We start from the raw sequence: 19,808 nt of genomic DNA on the forward strand, positions 1-19,808 counted from the left end.
CAGGAACTCACCATGCCCATCGACGGCATCACCGGCAGCGTGGACCCGACCGCGCAGGCAGCGGCCCTGGCCGCCAACTCGACGGCCCAGAAGTCCCAGACGATGGACTCCGAGGTCTTCATGAAGCTGCTCGTCACGCAGCTGCGCAACCAGGACCCGTCCTCGCCGATGGACACCAACCAGATGATCAGCCAGCAGACGCAGCTCGCGATGATGGAGCAGATCACCAACCAGACCACGACGGGGAACGAGAACTTCTCGCTCCAGATGCGCATCGCCGCAGCGAACCTCGTCGGCAAGCAGGTCAGCTACACCGACGCCGACTCGGGTGGGTCCGTCACCGGGACCGCCTCGGCCGTGTCGTACGCGAACAGCGTCCCCACGGTCACCGTGAACGGGAAGGAGGTCGCCCTCGACGTGATCTCCGGCATCACCACCACCGCTCCGGCGTCCTGACGCCCGCTCCTTCCTTCCTCGTACTTCCTCGCTCTTCCTCGTTCTCCCTCGCTCTTCCTGCCTCTCCGAAAGGACGCACCATGCTCCGCTCGCTCTACTCCGGGATCTCCGGCCTCCGCTCCCACCAGCAGATGCTCGACGTCACCGGCAACAACATCGCCAACGTCAACACCGTCGGCTTCAAGTCGTCGACCACCGTGTTCCAGGACACCCTGTCGCAGATGACCCAGGGTGCCGGCGGACCGCAGACCGGCATCGGCGGCACGAACCCCGCCCAGATCGGCCTGGGCGTGCAGGTCGCCGGGGTCTCCACGAACTTCTCGCAGGGCTCGGCGCAGGCCACCGGCAAGGCGACCGACCTGATGATCTCGGGCGACGGCTTCTTCGTCACCCGCCTGGGCAACGACACCGTGTACACCCGCGCCGGTGCGTTCGACTTCGACGCGGACGGCCGCCTGGTCACCGCCGACGGCAAGATCGTGCAGGGCTACCCGGCCACGAACGGCGTCGTCAACGAGAACGGCCAGCTGTCCGACATCACGCTGCCGCTCGACGCCGCAGCCCCGGCGGTCCGCACCACCGCCGCCACGGTCGCCGGCAACCTGCCGTCCGAGACCGCGGTCGGCCAGACCATCACGCGCGAGGCCACCGTGTACGACGCGTCGGGAGCCAAGCACACGATGTCGCTCGCCTACACGCGCACCGCCGACGGCTGGGACGTCACCGGGCGCAACGGTCAGGGCACCACGGCGACGACCTCGCTGACCTTCGGCGCCGACGGCAAGCTGACCGCCGGCGGCACCCTCGCCGTCGGGGGCATCCGGGTCGACATGGGCGACCTGACCGGGTTCGCCTCGCTCAACACCGCGGCGATCGGCTCGCAGAACGGCCGCGAGGCCGGCGCGCTGCAGGGCTACTCGATCTCGAAGGACGGCACCGTCACCGGCACGTTCTCGAACGGCGCGTCGCTCGCGCTCGGCCGCATCGCCCTCGCCACGTTCGCCAACCCGGCCGGCCTCGAGAAGACCGGGGCGTCGGGCTACCGCGCCACCGCGAACTCGGGCGGTGCGACGGTCGGCGGCCCCGGCTCGGCGGGCGTCGGTTCGCTCGCTGCGGGGACGCTCGAGATGTCGAACGTCGACCTGTCGCAGGAGTTCACGAACCTGATCGTGGCGCAGCGTGGGTTCCAGGCGAACGCCCGCATCATCACCACCTCGGACGAGGTGCTGCAGGAGCTGACGAACCTGAAGCGCTAGGCGCGGGGGCTCGCGTCGCGGGCGCTGCGCTCGCGTCGCCGGCCGCTCGCGTCGCCGGGCGCTTGGTGAGCAGGAACGGTCGGGTACTGAAGGGGGACTCGACCGTTCCTGCTCACCATCGTTCGTGGTGCAGGGAGTTCGGCGCCGGTGCGTGACGAAACTGCGCCCCGTGACGTCTCATCGGTGCGATGCGCGAGAACCCCGACACCGACCACCAGTCCGACCACCGCTGCCGCAGTGTCTTCGACCGCTGGCGGTGCGATCGACCACGCGGCCACGACGGCGTGCACGAGTCGCGTGCCCTCGGCGGCCGCACGAGCTGGAACGACGCGCTGACCGCGCGGCGGCTCGGGGACATCTGAGCCCGAGCGGGTATGGTCAGCGCATGCTGACCATTGCCTCGCGGCGCGACGTGCTGAACCGTCTCGGGCGGGCGCTCTCCGACCCCACGCGTGCGCGGATCCTGCTCCGGCTGCTCGACGAACCCGGCTACCCGGCGCGGCTCGCCGAGGAACTCGAGCTGACGCGGACGAACGTGTCGAACCACCTGGCGTGCCTGCGCGGCTGCGGGATCGTCGTCGCCGTGCCCGAGGGGCGTCGGACCCGCTACGAGATCGCCGACCGCAACCTCACCCGCGCGCTCGAGTCCCTGGTCGACGTGGTCCTGGCGGTCGACGTCGCCGACGACGACGGATGCGAGGTCGAGCGGTGACCACGGCTGCGATGTCGCTCGCGCCGGCCCGTGTCGGCGTGCTCCGGCAACGGATCAGGTGGATCGTCGCGGCGACCATCGCCTACAACGTGATCGAGGCCGTCGTGGCGATCGCCGCCGGTTCGGTGGCGTCCTCCACCGCGCTGATCGGCTTCGGGCTCGACTCGATCGTCGAGGTCCTGTCGGCAGCGGCCGTGGCGTGGCAGTTCGCCGGGCGTGACCCGGAAGCCCGGGAACGAACGGCGCTGAAGGTGATCGCGGTCTCGTTCTTCGGGCTCGCCCTGGTGGTCAGTGTCGATGCCGTCCTGACCTTCACGGGTGTCCGGTCGCCGGAGCACAGTCCGGTCGGCATCGGCCTGGCCGCGGTGAGCCTGGCGGTCATGCCGTTCCTGAGCCTCGTCGAACGGCGGACCGGACGCGAGCTCGGCTCGGCGTCGGCGATCGCCGACTCGAAGCAGACGCTGATCTGCAGCTACCTGTCGGCGGCGGTGCTGCTCGGCCTGCTGGCGAACAGCCTGTTCGGCTGGTGGTGGGCCGATCCGCTCGCAGGACTCGTCGTGGTCGTGTTCGCCGTGCGCGAGGGTCTCGAAGCCTGGCGCGGTGACGCGTGCAAGCAGCCGGTGTCGGCGCTGACCGGGGAGCGCGAGCGCGAGGGTTGCGACTGCTGCTGAACGGAGTCTGCCTGTGGCCGGCGGTTCAGCCGGCTTCGGACTCGCTGACGTGGCTGACCGCGTCACCGACGATGTGGGCGATGTGCTCGTCGTGCAGCGAGTAGACGGCGTTCCGCCCGATGCGCTCGACCTGCACGATGCCCGCGAGCCGCAGCGTGCGGAGGTGCTGGGACACCAGGGGCTGCGACAGCTCCGTCGCTTCGGCGAGGGAGCCGACGTCGGAAGGCTGGGAGATCAGCGCGGACAGGATCCGGAGTCGGGCGGGCGAGGACAGCGCCTTGAAGAGTTCGGCTGCTGCTTCGATCCCGTCTGACATGGACTCATGTAAGCGCACGCGCATACGTGCATGCAACACGACGGCCCCGGCGCGGTGCGTCGGGGCCGTCGTGCAGGTCCGTCGATCGGTGCTGATCACGGGCCTGCGCTGATCAGGAGATCAGTGCTCGTCGTAGTGGTCGCCGTGCTGAGCGTGCTTGTGTCCGTCGTGGACGAAGTCGACGTGGTCCTCGTGCTGGACCGTCTCGTGGCCGCAGCCGTCCTGGTGGGTGTGCTCGGCGACGGTGTGCTCTGCGCTGTTCTCGTGCTCGGCCATGGTGACCTCCTGCTGATCGTCGGTTGGGATGCCCTCAGCGTAGATCACATATGCAGAAGTAGCAATACATTTATAGATGAGAACCGGTGTCAACTCCGGGACCGAGCTCGCTCAGCGCTCGATCGCCGTCGACGACCACTGCGACGGTGGGTCGATCCCGTCGGGCACCAGAGTGGCGGAGTCACCGCGTGCCGCGTTCACCTGCGCCTGTGTGAGGAACACCGCCGTGGACAGGTCCGCTCCGTCGACCCGTGCATCCCGCAGGTCGACGCCGAGCAGGTCGACTCCGGACAGGTCGGCACCGCGCAGGTCCGCGGCGATCAGCGTGGCTCCCCGCAGATCGGCCCCGCGCAGCGAGCGTGCGCGGAGGTCGGAACCGGCGAGGTCCGCCCCCGGTCGCAGCAGGCCGTCCGGTGCGTCGTCCGCACCGGCGCTGTACCGGCCCCGTACCTCGGCACTCACCTCGACGAGGACATCGCGCACTCGAGCGTGCAGTGGCTCCACGTCCAGCGCGAGGAGCGTCGGCCGGCCAGCGTCGAGGCTTCGGCGGATCTCCCTCGCGAGGAGGGCAGCGTCGTCTGCTGAGTCCGGGGTCACCGCACGGTCCTGTGCCTCGGCGAGGTGCCAGAGCATCTCGTGCAACCTGCGGACGATCGGGAACACACGGAACATCTCCGCGCGGGACCCCGGGTCGTCACGCCAACTGACCCCGTCGTAGAGGGTTCGCGACACGTACTGGCCCGCACCGGAGCAGTCGAAGACTGTGCAGCCCCGGAACCCCCGCGGCCGCAGCGCCTGGTGGATGGTGCAGGAGAAGTCGTCACCGAGGTTGCCGCAGGGGGTGCCGGCGGGCTTGTCGATCGGAAAGTCGGCGGAGCGCTGGAAGCCGAAGGCGGTGCAGCAGAGCGCGAAGCAGTTGCCGCAGTCTGCGCGCAGGGCGGACCGGTCGGTGGTCGTCATGGAGTGGTCTTCCTCTGGGGGTCGGGATGGTGTGCCGGGTGCGGGGGAACTCCTGATGGAGTTCCCCGTCCGGGCGCACGAGACCACCCCCGCGCGTCGGCGGGGCGAACCGGTGGTGCCGGGTGACCGGTGGGTCACCGAGAGAGAAGGAGGATCACTGCGGCCAGGCTAGCGTTCCGGCTGCAATGGGAACGGGAATCGGGCGTACCCGGTCAGAACGACAGACCGGGTACGCCCGATTCGACCAGGTGTGCCCGGAGTGTCCCTACGACGACGTGGGCGGCGACGCCACCGATTCGATGCCGTCCAGCCGTGCCTCTTCCGCGTCGTACCCGGCGCGCACCTGACGCAGCACCAGGTCGTCGATCTCGTCGGCGTCGCGCAGGCGCAACAGGGTCCTCGCCTTGTGCTGGACGAGTGCGAGCTCGAGGGCGACCGCGTTGTCGTGCCGCTGCAGCGCGGGGTGGTCGTCGTCGTCCCCTTCGCGGGCCTCGATCACGTCGAGGTGGGCCTCGTAGTCCTTCCGCAGGCGATCGACGGTCGCACGATCGGCTCCGGTCGACCGTGCGAGACGGGGGAGGGCATCGAGCGCCTCCTCGATCGCGGTGCGTTCGGCGTAGCGACGTTCCTCGCTGACGGACTCGTCCTCGGGCAGCGCGGCCCGACGCAGGACGGCCGGCAGCACGAGCGCCTGCCCGACGATCGTGACGATGACCACGCCGGCGGTGACGAAGACGATGAGGTCCCGCTCGGGGAAGTCACCGCCGGACTCGAGGGTGCGCGGCACGGCGACGGCCATGGCGAGCGACACCGCGCCCCGGAACCCGGCGAACCCGCTGACGAGCCGGTCGCGGTGCCCTTCGCGGGGTTCCCCGCCGGTGCGCCGGGTGACGAGCCAGATGGTCCCGCCCGCGGCGTTCAGGAACGCGAACCGCACGATGACGAGCAGCACCGCGACCGCGAAGACGATCCCGGTCCCACGCAGCAGGTCGGCTGGGTCGAGCGCTCGGGCGGCGACCATCGCCTCGATACCGACCAGGACGAACAGCGCGCCGTTGAGCAGGAAGGTCAGGAACGACCAGAACGCGCGCACCTGCTGTCGGGTCTCGGCGCGGTCGAGCTTGGGACCGACCTGGCTGACGACGATGCCGGCCGCCACGACGGCGAGCACGCCGGAAGCGCCGATGGCCTCGGCGGCCAGGAAGGCTGCGAAGGGCACGAGCAGGGTGACGAGGTTCTCGAGCACGACGGTGTCGACGCGCCGCAGCACCATCGTCCCGATCCAGGCGGCGGCGAGCCCGGCGGCGACCCCGCCGATGTAGGACAGGACGAGCATGCCGGACACGCCCCAGAACGTGAGCTCCTGCGTGCCGACGGTGACGGCCACCGCGATGCCGTAGACGACGAGGGTGGTGCCGTCGTTCACCAGGCTCTCGGCGCGGAGCACCGTGACGTTCCGCCGCGGCAGCATCTTCGTGAGCACGCCGACCGCGGTCGCGTCGGTCGGGGCGACCGCGGCGCCGAGCACCCAGGCCGGCCCCCACGGCATCCCGAGCAGGTGCAGCAGCACGGCGACGGCGCCGGCGGTCACGACGACGAGCAGGGTGCCCATCAGGACGATGCCGCGCAGGTTCTTCCGGATCTCGCGGAGTGACGTCGTCAGGCTCTCCCAGTAGAGCAGCGCCGGCAGGAACAGCAGCAGCACGGCCTCGGCGGGCAGCTCGACGTCCGCGAACTCCGGCACGAGCCCGAGCAGCGCGCCGAAGACCAGGAGCAGCACGGGTGGCGCGATCCGGATCCGGTCGGCCACGGCCGCCGTCAGTGCGATGGCGAGGCCGAGCACGACCACCAGTTCCGGTCCCAGCACGTGCACTCCGATCGTCGTCCGACCCGCCAGTCAACGCCGATCCACGGTGGATCCTTCCAGAACAGCCGGACGACGCGCCGCACCAGACCCGCACGACGCGTCACGCGCCGCCGCTCACACCGCCCGCGGCCGCCGCACCACCCGCCGCCACCACCACGCGCGCCACGGCAGGGAACTCACCAGCGCCGACCCGATCACGACGGTCCCGAACCACCCCACGACGACGCCCGGGATCGGCACGAGCAGACTCGCCCACAGCAGCACCGACAGCACCCCGAGGACGTACGCCGCCCCGGCCTTCAGGTACCGCAGCCGCTTGAGCCCCGCAGCCTGGTCGACCCGCGAGGTCAGCCGGGCCAGGAACACCGCACCCACCCCGATCGCCCCGATGGCGACGGCGGCCTGCTCGAGCGCCCCGAGGCCGTCCGACCCGAGCGGCCCGGACCCCGACAGGCTGTACACGCCGTCGAGGATCTCGAAGAGCATGAACACGACGAGCCCCCGCTCGAACACGACGGTCGACGCGTAGAGGTGGATGCGCCAGGCACCGCGGCCGACCCCGATCGACGCCGTGTCCGACGCGCCGCCGACGGGGCCGCTGCGCAGCGCCCACGACGCGGTCCGCTTCGACACGAGGTACGCGGCGATGCCGGCCACCCCGCCGATCGCGACCGGCAGCAGCGCACCGGCGGCCCAACCGGAACGCGACCCGACGAGCACGGAGGTCACGACGACCCCTGTCGCAGCGGTGACCAGTGACCAGACTCGGGGTCGCGCGACGGAGGCGAGCCGCGCCTCCAGGCTGCCCAGCCACGACCTGCGGGATGCGCGGTCGGTGTTGAACAGGTACTCGGCGAAGACCTGCCAGATGAACGCGGCGCCGAAGGCAGCGAGGGCGGGACGCACCTCGGCCAGGTGCGCGGAGAACGAACCGGGTGCGAAGACGGCTTCCTCCACCGAGCTGGCCGGGTCGGTCGCGTCACCGACCGCGACGGCGGCCGGCGGCAGGAGCAGGCGCATCGCGAGCACGCCCGCGACGATGCCGAGCGACAGGAACAGCCGCCGGGCGGGGGAGTGCAGTCGGCCGGCGATGCCGGCCATCGGCACGGACGAGTCCGCGGCCATCGCGATCTCGAGGAACGCGAGGGCCACGAAGGCGAGCGCTGCGGCGGGGCCGAGCACCAGCCAGGCCGCCGCGGCGGCCGCGACGGTGATGAGCAGGGGGACGGTCAGGAGTGATCTCGTGGCCATCTGCCCATCCAGCACGGTCGGGCTGGGCGGCGCATGGAGCGCTCCTGGGCATCGGCCTGGAGGCCCGTGGGGACCCCGCAGAACGGGTGACGGCCCGTCCCCACTTGCGGGGACGGGCCGTCGGGTCGCGCGGGAACGCAAAACACCGGTGTTCGCGTGTTGAACCGCGGTCTGCGCGTGTTCAACCGGCGAACACCGGTGTTTTGCGGGGGTTCAGCGTCAGTCGTGGAACGTCTCGATGGACGCACCGAGCGAGTTGAGCCGCTCCTGCAGCTGCTCGTAGCCACGGGCGATGATGCCGACGTTGCGCAGAACGCTCTCGCCCTTCGCCGCGAGCATCGCCAGCAGGATCACCACGGCAGGCCGCAGTGCCGGCGGGCAGCTGATCTCGGCACCCGAGAAGTGCGTCGGGCCGGTGACGTCGAGGCGGTGCGGGTCACGCAGGGTGACGCTCGCGCCCAGGCGGGTGAGGTCGAGCAGGTGGATCGCCCGGCCCTCGTACACCCAGTCGTGCACGAGCGTGGTGCCCTCGGCCATGGCCGCGATGACGACGAAGAACGGCAGGTTGTCGATGTTCAGGCCGGGGAACGGCATCGCGTGGATCTTGTCGATCGGCGCGTGCAGCTCGGACGGGTGCACCGTGATGTCGACGAGGCGGGTACGGCCGTTGGCGGCGGCGTACTCCTCGCTGACGTCGAAGCGCAGGCCCATCTCGGCCAGGGTCGCGAGCTCGATCTCCAGGAACTCGATCGGCGCACGCGTCACGGTGAGGGTCGACGCGGTGACGATGCCGGCGGTCAGCAGGCTCATCGCCTCGACCGGGTCCTCGCTCGGCCAGTAGTCCACGACCTCGTCGATGCGGCTCTTGCCGGTGATGCGGAGCGTGGTGGTGCCGATGCCCTCGATCTGCACCCCGAGCAGCTCGAGGAAGAAGCAGAGGTCCTGCACCATGTAGTTGGGGCTGGCGTTCCGGATGACGGTCTCGCCGTCGCGGGCCGCGGCGGCCAGGATCGCGTTCTCGGTCACGGTGTCGCCGCGCTCGGTGAGCACGACCGACTTGGTGGGGACGGCCTGGTTCGCGACGTCGACCTCGTACCAGCCGGAGGTCGCCTCGACGTCCACGCCGAACGGACGCAGCGCGATGAGGTGCGGCTCGACCGTGCGGGTGCCGAGGTCGCAGCCGCCGGCGTAGGGCAGGCGGAACGACTCGTACCGGCCGCTGAGTGGGCCGAGGAACATGAGCACGCTGCGGGTGCGGCGGGCGGCGTCGGCGTCGATCGCGTCGAGGTGCAGGTCGTCGGGGGCGACGATCTCGAGGGTCTCGCCGTCCTCCGACCAGGTGACGCTCGCGCCGAGGCTGCGGAGCACGTCGATGATGCGGTCGACCTCGACGATCCGGGCGACCTTGTGCAGACGGGTCACGCCGCGGTTGAGCAGTGAGGCGCAGAGCAGCGCCACGGCGGCGTTCTTGCTCGAGTTCACCGCGATGGAGCCGCTGAGCTTCCGGCCGCCCTGCACGCGCAGGTGGGCGCGCTGCGGGGCGCCGCCGATCGAGACGATCTGCTGGTCGAGGGCGTCGCTGATGCGGGTGAGCATCTCGAGGGACAGGTTCTGCCCACCCTGCTCGATGCGGTTGATCGCGCTCTGGCTGGTGCCGACGCGTTCGGCGAGCTGGGCCTGCGTCATGCTGCGGCCCTTGCGGGCGCCCCGGATCAGGGCGCCGACCTCACGGAGGGGTGCTGCGGTCGCCGGAGATGCCGGCGAGACGACGGTGGTGGTGTCGGTCATGCGCGCCACGCTAACACGCTCATGAGATAAACCGATGGAAGATCGACACCCGTTGCCCGTCCTGAGGTCTCGAATACGTCACAGTTGGGAATTTCGGGGGACGAACGCTCAGGCATCGGTCAGGCGGCCGTCGACGACGGTGACCAGGCGGTCGAGCGCGTCGCGGTGGACGAGATCGTGCGTGACGAGCATCGTCGCCGTGCCCTGCTCGTGCGTGAGGCGCGCGATCAGCGCCATGATCTCGGCGCCTCGCTCCTGGTCGAGCGCGCTGGTGGGTTCGTCGACGAGCAGGACGGACGGGGTGTTCACCAGGGCACGGGCGATGGCGACCCGTTGCCGCTGGCCGCCGGAGAGCTGCGCGGGTCGCTTGCCGCGGTGCTCGGCGAGACCGACCGCTGCCAGCAGCGCATCGGCACGGGTGCGCACCGCGGTCCGGTCTCGGCGGCCGCCGCCGAGCTCCGCCATGACGAGCAGCTGTTCCCGAGCGGTGAGCGACTCGATGAGGTTCGACTGCTGGAAGACGATGCCGACCTCATCGCGGCGGAGCGTCGTCGCCTCGTTCCGGCTCAGGGTCGCTGCGTCGACGTCGTTGATCCACACGTGCCCGGAGTCCGGGCGGACCAGGGTCGCCGCGACCGCGAGGAGCGAGGACTTCCCGGAGCCGGAGGGCCCGGTGATGCCCGTGACGACCCCGCTCGGAGCGGTCAGGGAAACGCGGTCCACCGCCGTGATGCGGGAGTCGCCGTCGGGGAAGGTGAGGGTGACGTCGTCGAGGGTGATCATCGGTTGCTCCCGAGTGCGGTGAGGGGGTCGGCCTTGGTGACGGTGCGGAGTGCGACGGCGGCACCGGCGAGGCCGAGGACGACCATCACGGCGGCCGGCAGCAGGGTGGTGAGCGGGCTGAGCAGGAACGGCAGGACACCGTTCGCGAGCGTCCCCAGGACCGACACGAGACCGATCCCGACCCCGACGCCCGCGGCCAGGACGACGAGTGCCTGGCCGAGGGCATCGCCCACGAGCGACGCGTCGGAGGCGCCGAGGGCCTTCAGGACGGCGATGTCGTCGGCACGCTGCAGCGTCCACACGGTGAAGAACGCCCCGACGACGAGCGCGGAGACACCGAAGAGCATCGCGATCATGAGTCCGAGAGACCCGACCTCCGACTTGAACGTCTCGATCGCGGTGAGGCTGGCGAGCGGTGACACGGCGACGGTGCGCGTGCGGTCCGCCGTGCTGCCCCAGTCCGGCGTTCCGGAGACGGCGAGCACGGTCGCTTCGCCGTCCCCGCCGAGGCGCCGGTCGGTCGACGCCCACGCCGTCGGGGAGAGCGCGACGACGGGGGTGTGGCTGTACCAGGCGTCTCCGCCGACGGTGGCGACCCGGTAGGTCGTCCCGGTGATCGTGACGGCGTCCCCGGCGGCGACGTCGAGGTCCTTCGCTGCGCCGGCGGACAGGCCCACCGTGTCGTCGGACCTCGGAGCCAGGTCGGTGACCGTCGACGCAGGGGCTCCCCGTGGGACGCCGAACAGGGCGACGGCGACCGCTGGTGCGGCTTCGGCGTGCACGGCGGCGCGCCCCTGTGCGATCCCGATCGGCGTGACCTGCTCGACGCCGGAGGACTCCCGCCACGCGGACACCGTCGCGGCGTCGATCGTCGACTGCGAGAACGATGGTTGCCCGGTCGAGGACCCCTGCAGGACGAGCCGGTTCCCGGGGAGGCCGAGGACCGCGGACACGTTCTGCGCGGCGAGGCCGCCGGTCAGGCCAGCGAGGAAGCCGACGAGGAGGGTGATCAACGACACCACGGACCCGATGAGCACGAACCTGCCACGGGCGGATCGGAGGTCGCGCCAAGCGACGAACACGATGGTTCCTTCCCGACGGCAGGGGCGCTCCCTGCCGTCCAGACGAGCCTCGCCGTCGTGGGTCCAAGTGCCATCGCCGGGAGGTTGACTGCTCTCGTCCGACTTCTGGTTGATGTCCGGTGGGTCGTGGCCGCCGTACGCTGCAACGGACATGGCACACAGCACCCTCACGCCCGTGTTCGTCGGGCTCCGCACCGGACTGCACGTGCTGTTCGCCGCGCTCGTCGCACTCGTCGTCGTCCGGGTCCTCGTCGTCCGCGACCCGACCATGTGGGCGGCGATCGCCCTGGTGGCCGGGTTCGCGGTCCTGTACCTGCTCGGTGCCGGTGTCGCCGCCGCGCCGGAGGCACGCCGAGCCGTGGTGGGAGCGGCCTGGATCACCGCCTTGACCGTCGTGTGGGTGGCGTTGCTCGTCCTGGTGCCGGAAGCGGCGTACCTGGTGTTCCCGTTGTTCTTCCTCTACCTGCACGTCCTGCCCCGGATCGTCGGGCCGGCCGCCGTGGTCGCAGCGACCCTGATCGCGGTCGTCGCCCTGGGCCTGCACGGCGGCTTCACCGTGGGCGGGGTGATCGGGCCCCTCGTCGGTGCCGGGGTCGCGTTGCTCATCGGCCTGGGCTACCGGGCGCTCGCCCGCGAGTCCGTCGAGCGGGAGGCGTTGCTGGCAGAACTCCTCGCCACCCGCGACCGACTCGCCGCGACCGAACGGCAGCAGGGCGTCCTCACCGAACGCGCCCGCCTGGCACGCGAGATCCACGACACCGTCGCGCAGGACCTCTCCAGCATCCAGATGCTCCTCCACGCCGCCGAAGCAGCCGACGGCAGCCGGCCGGGCATCGAGCACATCCGCCTCGCACGCGCCACAGCGGCCGACGGCCTCGCCGACACGCGGCGCTTCATCCGGGAGCTCGCACCGCCGTCCCTCGATGCCGGCCTCCCCGCGGCACTGCGCCGCCTCAGCGACCAGTGGCACCGCGAGGGGCTCGGCATCACCGTGACGGCCGCACCCGAAGCGTCGGAGTTGACGATGGACGTGCAGACCGCTCTGCTGCGCATCGCCCAGGGGGCCGTCGCGAACGTCGCCCAGCACGCCGGTGCCACGACCGTCGACATCACCCTCGACGTCAGCGCGACGCACGCGTCCCTGCGGGTGCAGGACGACGGCTGCGGCTTCGACCCGGACCGTGTCGGCACCCGCTCCGGCTCGTCCGACGCGTTCGGGCTCCGCGCGATGGGTGAACGTGTCGACCAGCTGGGTGGCCGTCTCACCATCGACAGCGCGCCCGGGGACGGCACCACCATCACCGCGACCGTGGAGGTCGGCGGCCCGTGATCCGACTCGTCATCGCGGATGACCACCCCGTCGTCCGCGCCGGCCTGCGCGCACTCCTCGCCGGGGCGGTCGACATCGACGTCGTCGGGGAAGCCGCGACACCCGACGAAGCCGCCGCGCTCGTGGCGTCCCTGGACCCCGACCTCGTGCTGATAGACCTGCAGTTCGGGCAGGACCGCACCGGTGCCGACGCCACCCGGCAGATCCGGTCGACCGACGCCGCGCCGTACGTCCTCGTCCTCACCAACTACGACAGCGACGGCGACATCCTGGGCGCCGTCGAAGCGGGGGCCAGCGGGTACCTGCTCAAGGACACGCCGCCCGACGAACTGCTCGCCGCGGTGCGCGCCGCAGCCGCCGGTGAGAGCGCCCTCGCGCCGGCGGTCGCCAGCCGCCTGATGGCACGGATGCGTGCGCCACGGGTCAGCCTGTCCGCTCGCGAGATCGAGGTCCTCCGGCTCGTCGCCGAGGGCGCCTCGAACGTCGACGTGGCAGCACGCCTGCACATCACCGACGCCACCGTGAAGTCACACCTGGTCCACGTGTTCTCCAAGCTCGGCGTCGGATCCCGGACCGCCGCGGTGTCCGAGGCCCGGGCGCTCGGCATCCTCCGCTGACGGAGCCGACGGAGCCGACGGAGCCGATGGAGCTGCCGGAGCTGTCCACTCGCGGACACCAGGGCATCGCACCGCTCAGGGATCGGTCAGGGTGCCCCGGACGATCGAGTCACCGGAGTGCGCCGGATCACCGTCGTCGGCCTCGGCCGAGACGTCCACGACCGGGAACTCCGCGGTGTCGACGCCGTCGGGCACCGTGAAGCGGCCCTGGTCGCCGTCGAGGTAGCCGACGCTCACCAGTCCGCCGAGGTCCGACCGCATCATCCAGACCTCGCGCAGCGGACCGGTGCCGGAGCGACCGCGCTCACCGTGCAGGTCGACGAGCAGGGTCACCCGGCCGTCCTGGTCACGTTCGAGTTCGGCGCGGCCGGTCGTCCCCGACCAACCGGGCAGCGCTGCGAGCTCGGTGTTCGCCAGGACGGTCTCGGTGTCGCCGCGGGGGAGTCCGGGGACGACCCCCGACGCCACACCGATGCCGAGGACGACGGCCAGGACACCGACGCCGGCGATCGCGATGGCGAGGGTTCGGCGACGACGGGGACGGGATCGGGGTCGGCGGGCCACGGCGTGGTGCTGGGCGCCAGACCGGGTCCCGCCGGACGCGCGTTCGGCCGCTCGTCCGGGTTCGGTCGCCGGCGCCGCGGCCTGCTGTGGCGTCCGGGCGATCTCGGCCGCGATCCGGTCCCACACGTGCTCCGGGGGCGCGGCCAGCGTGACGTCCTCGGACGCCCGGGTCACCGCAGCGACCCGCTGCAGCGCGGCCACCTCGTCGCGGCACCGGTCGCAGGACGCCAGGTGCTCGGCGACGTCGTCGGTCGCGACCTGGTCGGAGACCGCGAGCATAGCCAGCGTCTCGTCGTCGACGTGCTTCATTCGATCACCTCCAGACGTGTTCGGAGCCGAGCCAGACTTCGGTGGATGTGGCTCTTGACGGTGCCCAGCGGCAGTTCGAGCCGTTCGGCGATCTCACGATGGCTGAGGTCGTCGTAGAACGCCAGTCGCATCACGCGCCGTGGGACCTCGTCGAGCCGCTCGAGCTCTCCGGCGACCAGTGCGCGTTCGGCCAGATCGAAGGCCGGTTCCGGCGCCGGGGTGGTCTCCTCGACCACGTCCGGGTCGGCGGCGCTGGCGTGCCGTCGGCGCTCGTTCTGCGCGTCGGCGATGCAGTTCCGGGTGATGCCGACCAGCCACGCGCCGAGCGGGGCGCGGCCGGGGTCGTAGCTCGTGCTGCGCTGCCAGGCCTTCACGAAGACCTGCTGCGTGACGTCCTCCGCGGCGGCCGGGTCGGCCAGGGCGCGCAGGGCCAGCGAGTACACGAGCGACGACCACCGCTCGTAGACGGCTCGCAGGGCGTGCTCGCCCCCGGCGCGGAACGCGTCCGAGAGCTCGCTGTCGTCCGGGAGGATGGTCGTCACGTCTTCCTGTCGCTGGCGCGGTCGTCGTCGACCACGGTCCGATCGTAGGGGGCGGATCGTCGCCACGGTCAGGCCGGGACCGCGGTGACGACGAGGTTGCTCTCGTAGTGTCCGGTGGCTGCGTCGAACGTCCCGCCGCAGGTCACCAGGACGAGCCGTCGGGGCCCGTCGTCACGGAACACCTCACCCCAGGGGAGTCCCTGCTTCTCGAGCATGCTGACGGAGTCGATCCGCCACGCGGTCTCGGCACCGTCCGCGTCGGTCAGGGTGACCCGGGTGCCGGACGGGGCGTCGCCGAGGCGGGAGAACGGACCGATGCCGTAGCCGACCGCGTCGACGTGGGCCGCGATGACGACGGTGCCCTCGGTGGACGACGGGGCGGCACCGAACCGGTACCAGCCCGCGGTGGCCGGGTCGGGCGGGAGCGCCATCGCGCCGTCCTCGTCGACCCCCTCCGGACGGACCGGCGCGCTGATGCCGGCGTGGTCGACGGTGATGGTGGTCGGGGCGGGGGCGTCCCGGACCGGGGGGATCGTGGCGGTCTGCTGCGGCACCTCGGTCGAGAACGCCGACGGGACCGGTGTGGGGGTGGTGGTCGTCAGGACGGACGGCTGCCCGCCGGGGGTGGTCCCGGCCGACGAGCACCCGGTCAGGGCGGCGGCCGCCACGGCGACGACGAGCGTCACCGTGGCGGACCGCACGGGGCGTGGCACGTTCAGCGGCGGGTCGCTGCGTACCGGCGGCGGAGCACCACGGCCCCGATCGCGGCAGCGGCGGCCAGTGCGGCCGCCGCTGCGCCGACCAGGGGCAGGGGGTCCTGGTCGTTCGTGGCCACGAGACCGGCGTTCCCGGCGGGGACGCCGTTCGGCGTGCCACCGAGGTCCGCGATCGTCTGCGTGGCGAGGGCGAGGTTGTCGTCGTCCAGGCTGCCCCAGGCGTAGACGATGGTCGACGAGCCCGCGGTGACCGCGACGTCCGCCGGGCCGATCACGGGGTCGGTGGTCCCGGTGGCGGCGACGGTCGCAGACACGGTGCCGGCCGGCAGTTCGAGTGCCTGCTCGTCGGGGTTCGACAGGTTCGACACGACGGCCTTCCCACCGGCGAGGACGTCGACGGCCGGTGCGGCGGCGACGTGCCGGACGACCAGGCGTCCCTGGCCGGCCGCGACGGCCGAGGTGTCGTTGGTGAACACCGTGGCGGTGGGTGACCCGTCCGTGGCGTCGTGGGCGACGGCGGTGTAGTTGCCGCCGGCGTCGAACGAGACGTCCGCCGGGCCGATGATCGGCTTCGACGCGTCGGTGGCGTCCGAGGCGGTGATCGCTAGCTGGTGTGCACCGGCCGGCACCATCATCGGGCCGGCGAGGGTGCCCGGGGTGAAGTCGTCGATGGCACGTTCGCCGTCGAGGTAGACGTCGACGGTGACGTCCGGGACGGCGTGGAGGACCGAGAGCGTCGCCTCGCCGGTGGCGGCGGTCGCAGCGGTCGCGGGCAGTACGGCCGCGGCGGCGGCGAACAGGACACCGGCGCTGAGGCCGGTGGCGAGTGTCTTGCGCATGACGTGTCTCCTTCGGGCCTGTCCGGGCCGGTGCGGACGACGTCGTCCTCGACGTCGTACCCCCACTACCGCCGGAGCACCCCGATCGGATGCAGCGATTTCCTGGGGATCAGCTGAGACGGCGCCAGACCCCTGCGTTGCCCGGACGCGACCAGGTCTCCGGATCGCCCGTGACGGCCTCGTCCCCGGCTCCCAGGTCGGTGAGCCGGTACGCGGAGTCCGGCGTCCACCCGGCGACGACGCTCGCGCGGCTGCCGTCGACCGGCACGGCGAGCCCGGAAGTGCGGAACCAGCCCGCGACGGTCAGGTGCACGACGTCGTACTCGGTGGCCACCGCGGACCAGTCCGGCAGCACCCAGTCGCCCTGCCGTCCGGTCGCCACGGCCCAGTCGTTCCGTCGGGTCGTCCCCGTCACGTCGAGCGGCCAGCGCCGGCACAGCGCGGCCCAGTCGGCGGGACCCTCGACGGTGCACACGCGCGCCGTGGCATCGGCCGGCACTGCCGAGACGACGGCGCGTTCCTGCCCGAAGGAGTCCTCGACCGCCCAGAGCGCCAGCGGCCCGGCGGACGGGAACGGCGCTCGCGTGTGCTGCGCGAGCGGCCACGGCGGCGTCGTCCACCACACCCCGCTGCCGGTCCCCGGACTTCCCTCGGAGATCTCGTCCCGCAGCTCCAGCGCCCAGTCGGCCAGTGCCGCCTCCGCGCTCGGACGACGGGGCTGGTCGCCCTCGTCGAACTCGACGCTCCATGCTCCGCCCTGCGGGTCGGAGAGCCGGCGCACGACCGGGCTGTCGACCGCCCACCGAGCGAGCCGCCGGAGCGCGGCCAGCAGTTCCGTCCGAGCGAGGAGCGCGTCCAGCGCATCGGGCTGCTGCCACCACAGCGCGCTCTCCGCAGTCGACTCGAGTGCGACCACGACGTCGTCCTCGCCCACGGACGGCAGGGACACCGCCGCGAGTGCGCTCGCCACCGCTGCCAGGTTCGGAGCCGGATCGGGTTCGACCGCACCACCGATGCCGAAGAGCGTTCGGTCGTCGCCGCGTTCGACGCCGAGGTGGTGCTCCGCCCAGAAGAGCAGGTCGCCGAGTTGCAGGGCGGCCGGGTCGTCGGGGTCCTGGACACCGCTGACGAGCTCCAGGCAGAAGCGCCGGCCCCGCGGGTGGGCGAGCAGGTCCGAGGCATCGATCACCGAACCAGGCTAGTGACGGCCGCTAACGCACCCGTCGTACCCGCCGATAGTCCTCCGTGCAGGCCCACGGACGGGCCCGCATCCCGCCCCACGGACGGCGGCGGGACGATCGAGAACCAGGACGGGCCATGATCGTCGTCACACGACTGAACGGCAGCGGATTCGCTGTGAACCCCGATCTCGTGGAGCGCATCCAGGAGACGCCGGACACGACGCTCATCATGGTCGACGGCGCGAAGTACATCGTGCGGGAGTCGATGGCCGACGTCATCGACCTGATCGCCGCGTACCGCGCCCGCATCGTCGGGATGGCCTACGGCACCGACCAGGCCCCCCGCTCGAGCACGATCACCGGCCCGCAGCCCACGCTCGCCCCGGTCGCCGCACTCCGCTCCACGCAGCACGGCCGCGCGCTGGACGGGGGTCGCTGACGTGGACATCGCAACGATCGTCGGCATCCTGCTCGCCTTCGGCGCCCTGTTCGGCATGGTCCAGATGGAGCACGTCGAGCTCGGTGGACTCTTCCTGCCCGCCCCGATGCTGCTCGTGTTCGGCGCCACCATCGGCTGCGGCATCGCCAGCACCACGCTGAAGGACGCGATCGCCAGCTTCAAGGCGGTCCCGAAGGCGTTCACCGGCAAGGTCACCCCGCCGGCGTCGGTCATCGACGACGTCGTCGGGCTCGCCGAGACCGCCCGCGCCAACGGCCTGCTCGCCCTCGAGCAGGAGGCCGACAAGCACGACGACCCGTTCATGAAGAAGGCGCTGCAGAACATCGCGGACGGCACCGACGGCGACGAGCTGCGGATCCTGCTCGAGGACGAGATCGAGTCGAACGCGGCCCCGACCCGGAGCGCGAGTGCGTTCTTCATGGGCCTCGGCGGCTTCGCCCCGACCGTCGGCATCATCGGCACCGTGGTCTCGCTGACCCACGTGCTCGCGAACCTCGGCAAGCCCGACGAGCTCGGACCGCTGATCGCCAGCGCGTTCGTCGCCACCCTGTGGGGCCTGCTCACCGCGAACTTCATGTGGCTGCCGATCGGCGGCAAGCTCCGCAAGCTCGCCCAGCTCGAGTCGGACCGCCAGACGCTCCTGATGGAGGGGCTGCTCGCGGTGCAGGCCGGCAGCCAGCCCCGCCTGCTCGGTGAGCGGCTGAAGGCCATGGTCCCGCCCGCTGCCCGCGCCGACACGGGTGGCAAGGCCGGCAAGGCAGGCAAGAAGGCCGACGCGGCCGACGACCAGCAGCTGGCGGCCTGAGCGTGAGCGCCAACCCCCGGGGCCGCGGCCGCGGTCGCGCGAAGAAGTCCCACGACGAGGCCGAGCACCCCGACGAGCGCTGGATGGCGTCGTACATGGACATGATCACGGTGCTGATGTGCATGTTCCTCGTGCTCTTCGCGATGTCCACCGTCGACCAGGAGAAGTACATCCAGCTGAAGCAGTCGCTCGCCACCGGCTTCGGCGAGGTCGACTCGCAGAAGATCGACACCGCGAGCGGGACCGTCGTGACGAAGGACCAGGTCGAGGACGGCTCCGGCTACTCGACGGACAAGTCCCAGGCCGACCACTCGACCGCCTCGTCGGGCACGAAGGACACCAACGTCGACCCCGCGTCGACGGTGGTGCCGACGACGGCGACGAAGCAGGACCTCGCCGAGGCGAAGCGCGAGCTCGACGACCTGACGAAGCTCGAGCGTGCGATCCAGCACAACCTGGCGAAGGCGGGCCAGAGCGAGAACGTCCAGTTCACCGTGGACGCCCGCGGCCTGATCGTCCGGTTGATCGGCAGCGAGACGTACTTCGGCACGAACAGCGCGGACCTGTCCGACCAGGCGCGGTCGATCATGGACGCCATCGCGCCGGTGCTGAAGACCTCCGACCACGACGTCAGCGTCGAGGGGCACGCCGACCAGCGGAACTCGACGGCGCCGTACGCCACCAACTGGGAGCTCAGCGCGGCGCGGGCGACCGGGGTCCTCCGCGACCTGGTCGAGCGGGGCGGGATGCCCGGCGAGCACGTCCAGAGCGTCGGGTTCGGGTCGAGCCGGCCACTGGCGAAGGGCGGCACGGACCGGGACCTCGCCCTGAACCGGCGGGTCGACATCGTGGTCCTGTCGAACGCCGACCAGGACGTCAGCGCCCTCATGCCGGCGCTGGCGAAGGCACAGGACGGAGCGCAGCAGGGCTGAGACACGCACCGCGCGGAGCGCACCAGCGCTGACGCCACCGCCCCACTACGGGGTACAGCACTGACGGGTGCCCCACAGGTGACCGATAGACGCAC

General features: G+C 71.6%; 23 protein-coding genes. 10 read left to right on the forward strand and 13 right to left on the reverse strand.

What is annotated here, in order from left to right; genetic code table 11:
• Positions 1–12: 12 nt before the first annotated feature.
• The 5 genes from FFG40_RS11525 to FFG40_RS11540 all read left to right on the forward strand — a co-directional run bounded on the left by FFG40_RS11525 (position 13) and on the right by FFG40_RS11540 (position 3,095).
• The gene (locus tag FFG40_RS11525) at positions 13–456 is read left to right on the forward strand and encodes a flagellar hook assembly protein FlgD (RefSeq protein WP_138803264.1); all 444 of its coding nucleotides are present in this window, start codon (positions 13–15) and stop codon (positions 454–456) included.
• Positions 457–536: 80 nt separating this feature from the next.
• The gene (locus FFG40_RS11530) at positions 537–1,712 is read left to right on the forward strand and encodes a flagellar hook protein FlgE (RefSeq protein WP_027465522.1); all 1,176 of its coding nucleotides are present in this window, start codon (positions 537–539) and stop codon (positions 1,710–1,712) included.
• Positions 1,713–1,900: 188 nt separating this feature from the next.
• The gene (locus FFG40_RS17145) at positions 1,901–2,074 is read left to right on the forward strand and encodes a hypothetical protein (protein ID WP_185974170.1); all 174 of its coding nucleotides are present in this window, start codon (positions 1,901–1,903) and stop codon (positions 2,072–2,074) included.
• Between the two features lie 23 nt (positions 2,075–2,097).
• Complete coding sequence (locus tag FFG40_RS11535; RefSeq protein ID WP_138803265.1) at positions 2,098–2,424, forward strand: helix-turn-helix transcriptional regulator; 327 nt, start codon at positions 2,098–2,100, stop codon at positions 2,422–2,424.
• On the forward strand, positions 2,421–3,095 hold the full coding sequence (locus tag FFG40_RS11540) for a cation diffusion facilitator family transporter (RefSeq protein ID WP_372445433.1): 675 nt from the start codon (positions 2,421–2,423) through the stop codon (positions 3,093–3,095). Before FFG40_RS11535 ends, FFG40_RS11540 begins: the two co-directional genes overlap by 4 nt.
• A gap of 25 nt (positions 3,096–3,120) precedes the next feature.
• Here the strand turns inward: FFG40_RS11540 and FFG40_RS11545 are convergent, their stop codons facing one another.
• From FFG40_RS11545 to FFG40_RS11580, 8 genes are all read right to left on the reverse strand, one after another.
• Entirely contained in the window at positions 3,121–3,411 is a 291-nt protein-coding gene (locus FFG40_RS11545; protein WP_027465525.1) for a helix-turn-helix transcriptional regulator, read from the reverse strand.
• A gap of 120 nt (positions 3,412–3,531) precedes the next feature.
• A complete protein-coding gene (locus FFG40_RS11550; RefSeq protein WP_017887460.1) occupies positions 3,532–3,687 on the reverse strand; it encodes a hypothetical protein in 156 nt (51 codons plus the stop codon).
• 111 nt (positions 3,688–3,798) lie between these two features.
• Positions 3,799–4,647, reverse strand: coding sequence for a pentapeptide repeat-containing protein (locus FFG40_RS11555; RefSeq protein ID WP_138803267.1), 849 nt, complete (start codon positions 4,645–4,647; stop codon positions 3,799–3,801).
• Positions 4,648–4,912: 265 nt separating this feature from the next.
• Positions 4,913–6,514, reverse strand: coding sequence for a Na+/H+ antiporter (locus FFG40_RS11560; RefSeq protein WP_111223767.1), 1,602 nt, complete (start codon positions 6,512–6,514; stop codon positions 4,913–4,915).
• A 114-nt stretch (positions 6,515–6,628) separates the two neighbouring features.
• Positions 6,629–7,765: a DUF475 domain-containing protein gene (locus FFG40_RS11565; protein ID WP_138803268.1), complete on the reverse strand. Its 1,137-nt coding sequence runs from the start codon at positions 7,763–7,765 to the stop codon at positions 6,629–6,631.
• Positions 7,766–7,984: 219 nt separating this feature from the next.
• Complete coding sequence (locus FFG40_RS11570) at positions 7,985–9,553, reverse strand: UDP-N-acetylglucosamine 1-carboxyvinyltransferase (protein ID WP_176708770.1); 1,569 nt, start codon at positions 9,551–9,553, stop codon at positions 7,985–7,987.
• Positions 9,554–9,661: 108 nt separating this feature from the next.
• Complete coding sequence (locus FFG40_RS11575) at positions 9,662–10,336, reverse strand: ABC transporter ATP-binding protein (protein ID WP_138803269.1); 675 nt, start codon at positions 10,334–10,336, stop codon at positions 9,662–9,664.
• Positions 10,333–11,418 carry an ABC transporter permease gene (locus FFG40_RS11580; RefSeq protein ID WP_138803270.1) on the reverse strand — a complete coding sequence of 362 codons (1,086 nt, stop codon included), beginning with the start codon at positions 11,416–11,418 and terminating at the stop codon, positions 10,333–10,335. The genes FFG40_RS11575 and FFG40_RS11580 overlap by 4 nt, the downstream gene beginning before the upstream one ends.
• Positions 11,419–11,569: 151 nt before the next feature.
• Here FFG40_RS11580 and FFG40_RS11585 point away from each other — a divergent pair, with 151 nt between their 5' ends.
• Both FFG40_RS11585 and FFG40_RS11590 read left to right on the forward strand, forming a co-directional pair.
• The gene (locus tag FFG40_RS11585) at positions 11,570–12,748 is read left to right on the forward strand and encodes a sensor histidine kinase (RefSeq protein ID WP_138803271.1); all 1,179 of its coding nucleotides are present in this window, start codon (positions 11,570–11,572) and stop codon (positions 12,746–12,748) included.
• Positions 12,745–13,365, forward strand: coding sequence for a response regulator transcription factor (locus FFG40_RS11590; RefSeq protein ID WP_138803272.1), 621 nt, complete (start codon positions 12,745–12,747; stop codon positions 13,363–13,365). Before FFG40_RS11585 ends, FFG40_RS11590 begins: the two co-directional genes overlap by 4 nt.
• Before the next feature lie 75 nt (positions 13,366–13,440).
• On the opposite strand, the gene FFG40_RS11595 is transcribed toward FFG40_RS11590, so the two are convergent.
• The 5 genes from FFG40_RS11595 to FFG40_RS11615 form a co-directional block, all read right to left on the reverse strand.
• The gene (locus tag FFG40_RS11595) at positions 13,441–14,238 is read right to left on the reverse strand and encodes an anti-sigma factor domain-containing protein (protein WP_138803273.1); all 798 of its coding nucleotides are present in this window, start codon (positions 14,236–14,238) and stop codon (positions 13,441–13,443) included.
• The gene (locus FFG40_RS11600; RefSeq protein ID WP_071244624.1) at positions 14,235–14,780 is read right to left on the reverse strand and encodes an RNA polymerase sigma factor; all 546 of its coding nucleotides are present in this window, start codon (positions 14,778–14,780) and stop codon (positions 14,235–14,237) included. Before FFG40_RS11600 ends, FFG40_RS11595 begins: the two co-directional genes overlap by 4 nt.
• A gap of 68 nt (positions 14,781–14,848) precedes the next feature.
• On the reverse strand, positions 14,849–15,481 hold the full coding sequence (locus FFG40_RS11605; protein WP_185974171.1) for a class F sortase: 633 nt from the start codon (positions 15,479–15,481) through the stop codon (positions 14,849–14,851).
• 14 nt (positions 15,482–15,495) lie between these two features.
• Complete coding sequence (locus FFG40_RS11610; RefSeq protein ID WP_138803275.1) at positions 15,496–16,335, reverse strand: DUF4397 domain-containing protein; 840 nt, start codon at positions 16,333–16,335, stop codon at positions 15,496–15,498.
• Between the two features lie 109 nt (positions 16,336–16,444).
• Positions 16,445–17,524 carry a hypothetical protein gene (locus FFG40_RS11615; RefSeq protein WP_111057181.1) on the reverse strand — a complete coding sequence of 360 codons (1,080 nt, stop codon included), beginning with the start codon at positions 17,522–17,524 and terminating at the stop codon, positions 16,445–16,447.
• Positions 17,525–17,652: 128 nt separating this feature from the next.
• Here FFG40_RS11615 and FFG40_RS11620 point away from each other — a divergent pair, with 128 nt between their 5' ends.
• Genes FFG40_RS11620 through FFG40_RS11630 form a run of 3 tightly spaced genes read left to right on the forward strand, consistent with a single transcriptional unit; the run spans position 17,653 to position 19,713 of the window.
• Complete coding sequence (locus FFG40_RS11620; protein ID WP_138803276.1) at positions 17,653–17,955, forward strand: flagellar FlbD family protein; 303 nt, start codon at positions 17,653–17,655, stop codon at positions 17,953–17,955.
• A gap of 1 nt (position 17,956) precedes the next feature.
• Positions 17,957–18,781: a motility protein A gene (locus tag FFG40_RS11625; RefSeq protein WP_071244627.1), complete on the forward strand. Its 825-nt coding sequence runs from the start codon at positions 17,957–17,959 to the stop codon at positions 18,779–18,781.
• 2 nt (positions 18,782–18,783) lie between these two features.
• Positions 18,784–19,713, forward strand: coding sequence for a flagellar motor protein MotB (locus tag FFG40_RS11630; RefSeq protein WP_027465536.1), 930 nt, complete (start codon positions 18,784–18,786; stop codon positions 19,711–19,713).
• The last annotated feature ends 95 nt before the right edge of the window (positions 19,714–19,808 follow it).

It is taken from the genome of Curtobacterium sp. KBS0715 (assembly GCF_005938005.2).
GTDB lineage: Bacteria > Actinomycetota > Actinomycetes > Actinomycetales > Microbacteriaceae > Curtobacterium > Curtobacterium flaccumfaciens.